A 12,836-nucleotide genomic window follows, 5' to 3' on the forward strand; every position below is an offset into this window, starting at 1 on the left:
CCCTCAAAACGAATGAGCCTTTGTTTAGATTAAATTAGTTTTTAAGTAAGTTGTTAATTTAGAAAAGCCTTTTAGAGTATTTACTAAGAGGCTTTTTTTATGATACGAATTTTGCTTGTAGTTCAGGTGTTGGAATCATGCAGCTATCCTTTCTTCCAAACCACTTGTAACGGTTTCTGGCCACAAAATCATAGACCCAATTTCTTAGGGTTGTAGGTACAATAAAAAATATAGCAAGTAACTTAGTAGGAAAACTGAGCTTCTTTGCAATATGTAATGCAGCAGAAGACTTATGATATATTTTTCGTTCTTTGGGCCTATAGAGTATAATAGAATCTGTTTCTTCCGTATCGATATTAAATGTATTGATTATTTCTTCGCCAATATCACTTTGTAAGGGAGCAAATAAAAACGTGTTATTTTGGTCTCGTTTTATAACATATAACACGCTGCTATTACAAAGGTTACATACACCATCGAATAGGATGAGTTGCTTGTCTTTAGGGATACTAGATATCATTTTGCAAAGATACGTCTAATGCTTATAAAGTATTTAAAAATTGCGTTAAATCGTCTTCCTTATTAAGTGCCAGTTTTTTCTTTAATCTGTACTTAGATTTTAGAACACTATCTGGTAGTACGTTTAGCATAGAAGCTATTTCCTTAGTGGATAAGTTCATTCTTAGGAAAGACGCTAAACGTATTTCTTTTTCAGTGATATCTTTGCCAATAGCCTTAATCTTGTTATCAAAATTGTTGTGTACCTCAGAGAAATACGATTTAAATACTTCCCAATCTTTGTCTTCAGCACTTTCCTTTTTCAGTAACATCACTAAGCGCCTAAACTCAACTTTGAATAACTCAGGAGATTTTCTAATCTTTTCTAAGTTCTCCTTTAACTCTTGAATGAATGTATTTTTCTGCACAAGATGGAGCGTCTGGGATGCCAATTCTTTCTTTTTAAAGGCGATTTCCTGTTTATAGATTTCTTCTTGCTTTTCGCGTTCAATTTTAGTCTTCTTTATACGTTGTCTAAATCCAAAATAGAGTAGGCCTGTTATTGTTATGAATGAAAACATACCTATCCCGTAAAGTGTTTTGGTAAGCTTATCATTTTCTGCTTGCGCATTTAAAGTTTTTATCTCTTCTTCTTGTAGTGCAATTTCTGATTCTTTTTTCTCAGTTTCATATATCGTTTGCAGTTCCGAGAAACGATTGTTTGTTTCGGTATTGATGATGATATCTTCAAAAGATTTAAAGACCTTATAATGCTCAAGGCTTTTTAAAATGTTGCCATTTTCTTGATAGGCAATGGATAATAGTTGATGGACTCTAGGTTTTAATGCCTCTAAATTAATTTTTTCAGCATAACTTTTTGAGGTCTCTAAATAGTTTATGGCACTAGAATATTTTTTTAGCTGGATTAATGTCTAACCTAAATCCTTATTAAGATAAGCCAATGAATAGCTATCATTAATAATTAGATTATTTTTTATCAATTGACGATATATAGTCTCAGCCTCCTTGAATCTTCTTCTTTCAAATAATAAACTTGCCTCTTTTTCCTTAGCGTCATCAATTAAGCTTTGATCTTTTAGCTCATGACTTATAGTAAGCAATTCTTCTACATAAGCACTATTTTCTTTTTGTAATTCTTTATTGGGTATCTGTAGACTTAATATTAAAAAAAGGGAACTTGCATACTGTCGTTTTTGATTCTGCTCATCAAAAAACTTTAGTGTCTTTTTATAATACTTTATAGCATTAATTGTGTCTTTCATTTCACCATAAACACTTGCAATAACCAATCTGTTTTGGTTTAAATCCATCGGCAAGTTATTGTTTACATATGTTTTCTCTGCCACTAAGGCATTCTCTAAAGCTAAATTATAGTATCCTTTCATCAGATATACTATGGCTTTGGAATTGAGAATGTCTGCAATGCCTATGCTGTCTTTAATCGTTACATAATTTTTTTCTGCTGAGTCATAATAATAGTAGGCACTATCTAGTCTCCCCAACATGTTATGGTCTTGTCCTATGTTACGCTCTATTCCTGCAATATTTTTATAGTCTTTCAGTTGCGCATATATTTTTAATGCCTTTTTAAAATATACACTTGAACTATCAAACTTATTTAAATACGAATAGGTTACTGCCTTTCTTTGGGTCCCAAAACCAATTATTGTGTCTATTTTTAAAGTATTGCCCAGTGAAATCATGTCTTCTGAATACCCTAAGGCATCATCTATATTGTTATTTATGGATTCACTCCATAGATGATTAAGAATATGGAATTTATTGATGTCAATTTTGGAATTAGCCAGCTCTTTCTTTAAGCTGTCAATTTTATGCTGTCTTTGTGCAAAAGAGGAGAATGAGAGAATATAAATGATTAAAACTCCGTAACGTAAAGCCATAATTATAGTATTAAAATTGCTTGAAGCTAAGTTAACTAATTTTGATACGCTCAAAACACGTCAACGAGTGCTGCATCTAGAACAAAATACAGCTTGTCCAACTAATGTCCATGCGAAAAATAGAATTATTTTTATTTAAATATTTGAAAAACAAATACTTATAAGGTTATTCTGTTGTCTAATGTTCGCTAAAATATATACTTATTTTACACACTTGTCCATACTTTGTCCATACTAAAAATTAGATTTCATTGGTGTTGATAGATAGATTTGAACTGTCGAATATCGGCAACAACAATTTTGTGGTGTCTTATTTTGGATAAGGCTGCAGACTTACCAATTTAAGATGACTACAAAATTGAAACCACAAAATCTTTATCACAATGAGAACACAATTTATTTATCAATTATGCTTTTGTTTTGGAATTGCATTTTTATTAGCATGCAATTCTGAAGACGATGGCGATTCAAACAATGACCCAACGGACAATACTATAACGATTAATATTGCCGAATACCCTAACAGTGGCGATTTAATTACTACCATAGATTCTAACTTACAAGGGAATCTATCTTATACTATTATTTCAGAAACAGCTTCTCAAGCTGCAATTATTAGCGGTAACGAATTGCGTGTAGGAGACTGGCTAGCCTTTGATTTTGAAACTTACGAAAACTTATTTGTTACCGTAGAAGTTAGCAATGGCAATAAAGCAGAAACTTTTGAGTATAGAATAGCCATCCAAAATGTAGACGATATTTGGGCGTTTTTAAATACATCTCGATCAGATTACGAAAACGCTGATAATGGTGATTGGGTATGGATTACAGAAAGCGAATACAATGATCTAGCAAATTATCTGTCTGAGACTGCTAAGAGTGGTGCTACCGACAGTCAAATTTTTAACAATGCATCGGTTGAAAACTATTCTGGAAATCGAACCATCTCAAATGATAATAACAATGTTATCCCGTCTAATAGCTACTTGTTTGCCTTTAAATATTATTCATGGATCAACAATGTAACCACAAACAAAGTAAAATTATCTCTAGGAGATGCCGGAGGGCCATATTTTGATTTTGGAAACACTTTACCAAATCACGACGATGAGTATAATCATTTTGTCTTAAAAGGATCTAATACACCAACAACTTCCGAAGGTTACATAGGAATGTATACAGCTGGAGCAATAGGTGTAAAGGATAGTAATGGTAATAGCTATAAATGGAGAAATGGAGATGTCGAAGATCTAGATAATACCGCTTCTGGGATCGTTTTTCTTCATCAAGGATTAAGCACAACTTTAAAACAATGGGATTAACTAAAAAAAGTATTATGAAAACCAATAAATTTTATCGGGCTATTGCATTAGCTTTAATTACTGTATTTAGCTGTAGCAAAGAGGAAGTAGGTAGTGTTCCGGACACTAATCCAGATGCTCAAAGCATTATTGAATATATTAATGGCCTAAATTACAATCAGCAAGAATTATTAAACGAACAAGATACAGGTTTTGAACCAAGCCGAAGAGAGGTTATCTCGTCGCAAGAAGACCCTAATCCCCCTGTTGATGAAGGACAAGTATTAACTTGTACGACGACTAATTATGATTTGTTTTCAAATTTCGAAAACATTGCTATCCTAAGACCTAATCTATCTTCGGTGTATCCGGGAGCTTTGGTTATAGGTGATGGCCAAATGCTTTTCGGTACACCAACACCCTTAGCTGTAAATAGAGCACCAGCAACACTTAGAGTAGATTTACCAGGAATTGGTGATCAAGGTACCATAGTTGTTGAGAATCCTGCTGCAAATTCAGAATTTGGAGCAAAGTTAGATGAGGCTTTAGAATGGTGGAATACAAATAACATGGAGTACCCGGATGGGGAAGGTTATGTGAATGAGGCAGGTTCTACTTACGATTCCGCCACATTATTTTCTTCAACACAATTAGGTTTGGATGTTGGCCTTAACTTAGCTTGGGCAGATAATAGTGTGGCTTCTCAGCTACAATTTGATTCTACTTCCGAAACACGAGTGGCAACAATGGTTTTTAAACAGGTGTTTTACGATGTAGTTATGGATACGCCATCAGATGTATCTGCCGTTTTTAGAAACGATGTTACGTTAGAACAAGTTCAGAGTTTAATTGATAATCAACGCCCACCAGCTTACGTAAGCTCAGTATCTTATGGGCGTATCATTATGCTTAGACTTGAAACCACTTATGATGAAACTAACACCTCACTAGATGCTGCTCTTGAATATGCAGCCGGTGTCGACGTTAATGCGACTATCGATACCGATAAAAGTGATATTCTAAAAACATCATCTATAAAAATTTTAACTTTAGGAGGAAACGCGGAAGTGGCTGCAAGCTCTCTGAACTTGGTATACGAAGATGATGAAGATATAAGTCCGGGAGTCTTGAATGATATCATTATAGGCGAAAATGCTGTTTACAGCAGAAACAATCCTGGAGTCCCCATTTCTTACACCATAAGATATTTAAAGGATAATACCTTGGCAAAAATGGGCTATAATGAACAGTATACAGCCGTTGAATGTGCTAGAACTGATTATGAGCATAAACAAATAAAAATTTATAATGATTTTGAAGTGCGAAATATGCGATTTAGATATTATTATGACTATAACGAGGCGGATGAAGAAATACATTTCGATTCTGGATGGATAACAATAACGGACGAGAGTCAACAATTCTTTAATATACCAGATGGTGCGTGGAATGTAGAATACGATTTAGAGTACTTTGGTACACTAGGTGTTGGAGGTTGGGAACCGTTTGCAGCTGATGCTCCTGGTTATGTGAGCTCTACTATTTGCTATAGAGGCTATAATCCATCTGGATGGGGAAATGGCGATATAGCACTATGTACAAGTTGCTCAACAAATCCAGTTAATGCATGCGATAATTATCCAGATTAAGTTAGTTGAAAAAAGGGAGGTTCTGATTTTTTCAGAACCTCCCTTTTTTATTTAAGCTTTTATGTAAGGTATATACTAATATAATTAGTAGTCATCTAGACCATTACCTTTTAGCTTCAACCATTTCTAGGAGATCTAAGCTAACATTAGTGGTGAATAGTCCATAATTCACGATAGCCTTACCTTTTTCAATGGCATCTATACTGCCAACAGCTTTACCGTCGTGCATGCGTACCCGATCACCTATTTTAAGAATAGGTTTGGGTTTTTCTATAACAATTTCTTTTTGCTTTGCTGCTTTCTTCTTCTTACGAATGGCTTCAACCTTCTTTTCTGCCTCCTGTTTTATCTGATTTTCCTTAGCCTTTTCTGCACGTTTTTGTTTTGCAGATACTTTCTTTCGCTTAGCATTTTCTATTTGTACCAATCGAAATAGTTCTGCCATGAGTTCGCGCTTACGTCTATTCTCAAAATACTTTTCTGCTAAGTCATTAACTTTTTGTCCCAAGTAGATTAAGCGTTGATTACTATCATAGAGCTCTTGGAAGCTTTCCAATTTCTTTTGAATCTTTGCATTGGTTTCTTCGAGCTTTTCAGCCTCAGACAATTTTTTCTTTTCATTTGCCTTTAAAGAACGTTCTGTACGTTCTAGTTTACTTCGTTCTTTTTGAAGCTTGGCAATAGTGGCATCGAATCGTACTTTTCCGCGTTCAATTTTCTTCTTTGATTTATTGATAAGACTATAAGGGATTCCATTTTTCTGGGCAACTTCAAACGTAAATGAACTACCAGCTTGGCCAGTAACCAATTTGTACATAGGTTCTAAGCTCTTTTCGTTGAACAACATATTTGCATTTTGCATATGAGGTAATTCATTGGCAAGAAGCTTCAAGTTAGAGTAGTGGGTCGTTATAATTCCAAATGCATTTCGGTCATAGAATACTTCAAGAAATGTTTCTGCTAATGCACCACCAAGTTCTGGGTCACTACCAGTACCAAACTCGTCAATAAGAAAGAGTGTCTTGTTGTTTACTTTCTTCAAAAAGTAATTCATCTGCTTTAAACGATAGCTATAGGTGCTCAAGTGATTTTCTATAGACTGATTATCGCCAATATCACTTAATATGCGCTCAAATAGACAAACCGTACTTCGTTCGTGCACAGGAATAAGCATAGCGCTTTGTAGCATTACTTGAAGTAAACCAACCGTTTTAAGGGTAATACTTTTTCCTCCGGCATTTGGTCCAGAAATAACTATGATTCTATTATCATTACTTAATGCTATGGTTTGTGGAAAGGTTTTTTCTCCTTTCTCTTTATTGGTTAAATAGAGCAGCGGATGATAGGCATCTTTAAAATGCATATTACGATCATTAGTTAGTTCTGGTAATATAGCATTAAGAGTTCTCGCATATTTAGCTTTTGCGGAAATAACGTCTATTTTGGTTAGAAATGCCTGATAGTCATTTAAAAGCGGAAGAAAAAGCCGTATATAATTTGTTAGCTCTTTAAGTATTTTAATGACTTCTTCTTTTTCTTCGTATTCCAGATTATTGAGTTCTCTACTATATTGTAAGGTGGTTTCAGGTTCTATGTAGACAATACTCCCGGTTTTGCTACCACCCATAATAGCGCCTTTTACTTTTCTTCGATACATGGCTTTTACGGCAAGAACCCTTCTGTTTTCAACTACAGATTCTCTAATGTCGTCTAAATAATCAAGACCATGATAGCGGTTTAGCGCCGTAGAAAAACTACTGTTGATCTTGCCCTTTAGCTTGGTAATCTCTTGGCGTAATTCTGCCAATTGGGGTGAAGCACTGTCTTTTATATCTCCAAAACGATCAATGACAGCATCGACTTGTTCTATTATAGTTGATGTTACTTCTATATGCTGACTGTATTGCTGGAGTTTTGGGTAATACTCTTTAAACTTTTCCAAGAACTTTACTATACCGTTGGAAATCAATGAAATACTAACGATTTTTTGTAATCCAGAAACCTCTAAATACGTATTATCTATGCCAAGAAGCCTTAATTCTTTTGAAATAGTTTCAAAACCATGGTTGGGAATCCTATTATCGTTGTCAAATGATGAACGATACTCATTAACATAATCTAATTCACGAATAAGCTGAGCTTCGATCTCAATAGGACGTATAGCCAGTACAGCCTTCTTTCCCAAAGCTGTAATGGTATGCTCACCGATTTGTTCTAAAACCTGAAGAAACTCTAAGTCTTTTAAGGTTTTTTCATGAATTCGTATCATGTTAGGAATCAATTATAGAAATGCAAATTTAGGTTAAATGTTGTGATAAGCCTAACGCCTGTAATTACATTCCTTATTCTTATTTTTGAATAAAACTTTTTATTATGAATGTTGATATCCATCCCAGTTGGAAACCTTACTTACAACCAGAGTTTGATAAACCCTATTTTAAGAATTTGGTTGATTTTGTAAAAGCTGAATACAGAACTTATAAATGTTTTCCGAAAGGTGCTGAGATTTTCAACGCATTTAATCATTGTACATTTGATGACGTTAAGGTGGTCATCATCGGGCAAGATCCTTATCACGGTATTGGACAGGCCAATGGTCTTTGTTTCTCTGTTAGTGATGGTATTCCACACCCACCTTCTTTGATAAATATCTTCAGGGAAATTGAGCAAGATCTTGGAATTCCTTACCCCAAAAGTGGTAATCTAATGCCATGGGCTGAGCAAGGAGTACTTCTATTAAATGCAACATTGACGGTTAGGGCACATCAAGCAGGGAGTCACCAAAATAAAGGTTGGGAGCAGTTTACTAATGCTGTTATACACCTTATAAGTGAAAAGAAAGAAAATATAGTGTTTTTACTTTGGGGTGGATTTGCAAAAAAGAAAAAACAATTGATTGATACTAATTTGAACTCTGTTTTAGAATCGGGACATCCATCACCATTGAGTGCTAACAGAGGTTATTGGTTTGGAAATAAACACTTTGGCAAAACTAACTACCTGTTGCAGCAAGCTGGTTTGACGACAATTGATTGGAAACTAGAGTAGGAGTAGGCTTTTCAGTACCAATAACTCGAGGTTTTTTGTTTTCAACTTTTTTAGACGTTTTGTTACAGCTAAAAATCAATAACAAAAAGTTTATAGCAACTAAAAAAGATAGAATCAGAGTAATTGTAAGAATCATACTAATCTTTTTCTAATGTTAATAGCTTCGATTTGGTTAAGGCAAAAATAACTAAAAATTTGAAATAGCGAAAGTTATAAACAAAAAGTGTAAGATTTAACTTTATTTTCTTTAACAAAATTTAACACCTTTAGTCGGTAATTACTGATATTTGGGCGATTTAGCAGCTTAAAAACTAGTTTGATCAAAGTTGAAATATCGGCCAAAAGAGACCTCAGTCTTTAAGATTTAGCTTTAAAGCTTATGGACTAAATCTAGATAATTCACCTTTTTTGGGATAATGTCGAGTTGAAAGAGTTGCTTCTGGACATTATTGATTGTCTCCTCATCAATCAAATCTTGTGACCATTCTGTTAATGAAAGCCACTCCCGTACATCTTCCAATTCTTGTTCATAACGGTTAGCAATTGTTTTGTCTATACTCGGAATATATTTAAACTCTAACGTGGTCTGATTAATAATATCTAGAATTGTCTTTAGATCATCCATATTGTTCTCGATAAACTCATTTCTTACTGCAATAACAAAGCAAGGCCATGGCGATGGACAATTTCCAATTCTTCTAAAAATACTGTCATCAACAAAAGGTTTAGTGGTGAATTTTTCCCACATAAAATAGTCAGCATCGCCATTGGTTAGTCCCTCAATGGCGCCATTTAAGTTTCTGACAACTTCAAAATGAAGATCGGTATCTAAATTCCAATTGTTGTTTTTTGCATTTATGTAAGCCATTAAGTGCGATCCCGAACCATAACGGCTAATGGCTGCTTTTGTACCTTTTATGTCATCAATAGTTTTGAAATCGGATTTATCAGCTACATGTATTCCCCAAATTAAAGGCGTTTTAACAAAGGTCTGAACAATCCTTGATGGATTGCCATCAATGATGTCCTTTATGATGCCTTCCGTTAGAATTACTGCTATATCAATATCACCAGAACGCAAACCTTTGCACATAGCGCCTGTACCACCGAAATAGTCATGCCACCTAAGGTTAATACCTTGGGATTTGTACTCTCCATTCTTTAAGGTTAAATACCATGCCAAATTAAAATGTTCGGGAACACCGCCTATATTTACTTTCTTCATTAAATCTTAACTAATCTAGGTATCTTTTTTAAATATTTACAATGCGCTCTAGGGCATACAGTATTAGCGCTTCAACGGTCTTTTTTGGGTCTTTGCTAAAATCTCCTGTAGCTCTATTAGCAATAATAGCATTAAGCGATAAAGCTTCATGGCCTAATAATTTTGATAACCCATAAATGACCGAAGTTTCCATTTCAAAATTTGTAATGCGAAAATCTTTATAATTGAAACTGTCGAGTTTTGAATTTAAGTTAGGGTCATGCAATTGTAATCGTAATACGCGTCCCTGAGGCCCATAAAAACCACCTGCTGTTCCTGTCATACCCTTAAATATTTTGTCACTTTCAAAATATTTTTCTAAATACTTACTGTTATCTATAATAATTGGCCGCGCTTTATTTTTATCCCAATTGGTATATTTTATAAAGGCATCTTCAATGTCTGGATTACTGATACCATCAATTTGATAAAAATGAAGCATACCATTAACGTCCAGGCCATGTGTACTCATCAAAAATGCATCTACAGGAATATCGGATTGAAGCGAACCCGAAGTGCCAATTCTAATAATATTGAGGCTGGTAAGGTCTGTTTTTGGCCGGCGTGTTTTTAAATCGATGTTGACTAAAGCATCGAGTTCATTAAGTACAATATCAATATTGTCTGGTCCAATGCCTGTTGAGATTACAGTAATTCTACGGTCTTTATAGTAGCCAGTTTGGGTTTTAAATTCCCTTTTCTGGGTACTTAATTCAATACTTTCAAAATGCTTTGTAATCTTCTCTACACGGTCTTGATCACCAACAAATATGATAGTATCCGAAATATCTTCGGGTTTTAAGTTGAGATGATATACGCTACCATCTGGATTTAATATAAGCTCGGAATTTTTAATTGACATGAAGCACCGTTTTTACGAGTTTATTTTCTTCCACGCTAAACTGAAAACCTAAGCGTTCAACACCTCCATAAACCATAGCATTATTGATTTCTGACGCAAAATTATATTTCCTCAATAAAGCCTCGTGTCCTTTTCTATTGAGTTTAAGTCCTGTATCATCTTCGTCAAAAAAGATATTCAATTTCTCTATGAGCCTTCTATGTTGCGTATCACCAAAACCATAATAACCTTGGTAGTTAAGGCTATAACCCAAAAGATGATGCTTTGATTTAATTTCATTATCTCTTACGAGCCTAAGAATATTGTCTTCAAGAACACTCAAACCACTCTTTTGATGGGGAAAGCGTTTAAGATGTGCCTTTAAGCAATTGCTCATATACTTAAAGTTAGATTCTGTAACAATATAAGGCTTAAGGATATTATGGTCCTTACCACAATAGGTTCGCCATAATGTGATCGCCAATTCTTTGTCCTTATTAGTCAGTAAAATCCGCTTATTATAGTGGTTTAAAAGCTGCTCTGGTGTCAATTCTGCTAAGCCTTTAAGATTTTTTTCGCCTTCTACGCGTCCACTACAAATCAAATAAAGCGGTTTATCAATATCTTTCTGGTGTAAGAGATTAATTACACCAAGTAGGTTGATATGGCAAAACAAATCATACTCGAACCAGAGATGAATTTCTGAATACTTTTCTGATTCGTCAAGTTTGGATAACTCTTCTTTTAATTCTTGAGTATCTACTTCAATATCATAATGTTCTTTCAGGAAATGACTTCGTAATTCAAAAAATCCATCTGATGCTATTGCAGGCACCGTAGGACCTTCACAAAGCATTTCTTGCCATGTTAATATATCGTCCTTAAAATCAAGTTCCCTTAAATAATCCGTTAATGCATTACCATTGGTAATATGAAGAATTTGCTTTGCCATATATTAACCTCCAACACGTTTTACATTGAATCCCTTTTCCTTAAGAATGGTCATAATCTTATCTCGATAATCGCCCTGGATAATAATTTTATCGTCCTTAAAACTACCGCCAACACTGAGCTTGGTTTTCAATTCTTTAGCTAGTTTTTTAAAATCGTTCGTTGCACCTGTATAGCCTTCTATAATGGTGATGGGTTTGCCTTTCCGTTTTTCGTATTTGCATAATATGGGCTCGTCTTGGAGCCATATATCATTTTCTACGGTCTTAGAATCATCAGTTGAATTATCAGATACATGATCTGGAAATAGTTTTTTGAGCTGATCTTGTAAATCCATTTATTTTTTTATCAATCCTAGTTCAACAAGTCGTTCATTTAAAAATTCACCAGCAGTAATGTCTTCAAACTGCTTAGGATTATCTTCATCAACACAACTATCCAAAACATCTAGTTTCATTTCACTTATGGGATGCATAAAGAAAGGGATAGAATAGCGCGATGTCCCCCAAAGTTCACGAGGTGGATTAACAACACGATGTATTGTAGATTTTAATTTGTTGTTTGTATGTCTCGATAGCATATCACCAACATTGATCATTAGCTCATCGGGCTCGGCTATAGCGTCTAACCATTCACCATCATGGCGTTGTACTTGCAAACCTCTTCCTTGAGCACCCATTAAAAGTGTAATGAGATTAATATCGCCATGGGCAGCAGCTCTTACTGCATTTTTTGGTTCTTCGATTATTGGTGGATAATGGATAGGTCTTAAAATAGAGTTACCATTATGGATGTATTCGTCAAAATAGGTTTCTTTCAGATCCAAGTGTAAAGCTAAGGCACGCAAAACATACTTAGCTGTTTTCTCAAGCATTTGATAAGCGTCTTTACCTACCGTATTGAATTCTGGAAGTTCTTTGACTTCCACATTATCTGGATATTCTTTTTTGCGCTCATCATCGTCTTCAACATATTGGCCAAAATGCCAAAATTCTTTGAGGTCACCTTCTTTCTTGCCTTTGGCACTTTCCTTGCCAAAAGACACATAACCACGCTGACCACCAATACCTACTATTTCGTAACTTTCCTTAACTTCTAATGGCAAATTGAAAAAATTTTTCACTTCGCCATACAATTTATCTACTAAATCATCTTCTAAAAAGTGTCCTTTTAAAGCAACAAAACCAATATCTTGATAAGCTTTTCCAATTTCATCAATAAATTTTTGCTTTCGTTTTGGGTCATCAGACAGGAAATCTTTTAAATCAACACTTGGTATTCTATCCATGATATGAATGCTTTAAATTTTTGTCAATATACAAATCTAACGAAAATAGAACTAAAAAATTGAATTTTGAATTG

Annotated in this window: 12 protein-coding genes; 3 read left to right on the forward strand and 9 right to left on the reverse strand. The window is 34.5% G+C overall.

Annotation, left to right across the window (positions count from 1 at the left end; all coding sequences use genetic code 11):
• Positions 1 to 97: 97 nt before the first annotated feature.
• The 3 genes from Q0972_RS02240 to Q0972_RS02250 form a co-directional block, all read right to left on the reverse strand.
• The gene (locus Q0972_RS02240; protein WP_299362048.1) at positions 98 to 520 is read right to left on the reverse strand and encodes a thiol-disulfide oxidoreductase DCC family protein; all 423 of its coding nucleotides are present in this window, start codon (positions 518 to 520) and stop codon (positions 98 to 100) included.
• A gap of 22 nt (positions 521 to 542) precedes the next feature.
• Positions 543 to 1,079: a hypothetical protein gene (locus Q0972_RS02245; protein ID WP_299362050.1), complete on the reverse strand. Its 537-nt coding sequence runs from the start codon at positions 1,077 to 1,079 to the stop codon at positions 543 to 545.
• Positions 1,080 to 1,430: 351 nt separating this feature from the next.
• Positions 1,431 to 2,420 (reverse strand): hypothetical protein, encoded by a 990-nt coding sequence (locus Q0972_RS02250; RefSeq protein WP_299362052.1) that lies wholly within the window; start codon positions 2,418 to 2,420, stop codon positions 1,431 to 1,433.
• Between the two features lie 383 nt (positions 2,421 to 2,803).
• On the opposite strand from Q0972_RS02250, the gene Q0972_RS02255 reads away from it, so the two are divergent.
• Positions 2,804 to 3,742, forward strand: a complete 939-nt coding sequence (locus Q0972_RS02255; RefSeq protein WP_299362054.1) for a hypothetical protein — start codon at positions 2,804 to 2,806, stop codon at positions 3,740 to 3,742.
• Positions 3,743 to 3,756: 14 nt separating this feature from the next.
• Entirely contained in the window at positions 3,757 to 5,370 is a 1,614-nt protein-coding gene (locus tag Q0972_RS02260) for a thiol-activated cytolysin family protein (RefSeq protein WP_299362057.1), read from the forward strand.
• A 103-nt stretch (positions 5,371 to 5,473) separates the two neighbouring features.
• Here Q0972_RS02260 and Q0972_RS02265 read toward each other — a convergent pair whose 3' ends face one another.
• Positions 5,474 to 7,639, reverse strand: a complete 2,166-nt coding sequence (locus tag Q0972_RS02265) for a DNA mismatch repair protein MutS (RefSeq protein WP_299362059.1) — start codon at positions 7,637 to 7,639, stop codon at positions 5,474 to 5,476.
• A gap of 104 nt (positions 7,640 to 7,743) precedes the next feature.
• Between Q0972_RS02265 and Q0972_RS02270 the strand changes: the two genes are divergently transcribed.
• Positions 7,744 to 8,418 (forward strand): uracil-DNA glycosylase, encoded by a 675-nt coding sequence (locus Q0972_RS02270; protein WP_299362061.1) that lies wholly within the window; start codon positions 7,744 to 7,746, stop codon positions 8,416 to 8,418.
• Positions 8,419 to 8,788: 370 nt separating this feature from the next.
• On the opposite strand, the gene Q0972_RS02275 is transcribed toward Q0972_RS02270, so the two are convergent.
• Genes Q0972_RS02275 through Q0972_RS02295 form a run of 5 tightly spaced genes read right to left on the reverse strand, consistent with a single transcriptional unit; the run spans position 8,789 to position 12,762 of the window.
• Entirely contained in the window at positions 8,789 to 9,643 is an 855-nt protein-coding gene (locus Q0972_RS02275; RefSeq protein WP_299362063.1) for a substrate-binding domain-containing protein, read from the reverse strand.
• A 28-nt stretch (positions 9,644 to 9,671) separates the two neighbouring features.
• Positions 9,672 to 10,544 (reverse strand): nucleoside phosphorylase, encoded by an 873-nt coding sequence (locus tag Q0972_RS02280; protein WP_299362065.1) that lies wholly within the window; start codon positions 10,542 to 10,544, stop codon positions 9,672 to 9,674.
• Positions 10,534 to 11,475, reverse strand: coding sequence for a DUF1835 domain-containing protein (locus tag Q0972_RS02285; RefSeq protein WP_299362067.1), 942 nt, complete (start codon positions 11,473 to 11,475; stop codon positions 10,534 to 10,536). Before Q0972_RS02285 ends, Q0972_RS02280 begins: the two co-directional genes overlap by 11 nt.
• Before the next feature lie 3 nt (positions 11,476 to 11,478).
• Positions 11,479 to 11,811, reverse strand: coding sequence for a translation initiation factor (locus Q0972_RS02290; protein WP_299362069.1), 333 nt, complete (start codon positions 11,809 to 11,811; stop codon positions 11,479 to 11,481).
• Positions 11,812 to 12,762 carry a 2-oxoglutarate and iron-dependent oxygenase domain-containing protein gene (locus Q0972_RS02295; protein WP_299362071.1) on the reverse strand — a complete coding sequence of 317 codons (951 nt, stop codon included), beginning with the start codon at positions 12,760 to 12,762 and terminating at the stop codon, positions 11,812 to 11,814.
• Between the last annotated feature and the right edge of the window lie 74 nt (positions 12,763 to 12,836).

Source organism: Winogradskyella sp. (genome assembly GCF_028282165.1).
Lineage (GTDB): Bacteria > Bacteroidota > Bacteroidia > Flavobacteriales > Flavobacteriaceae > Winogradskyella.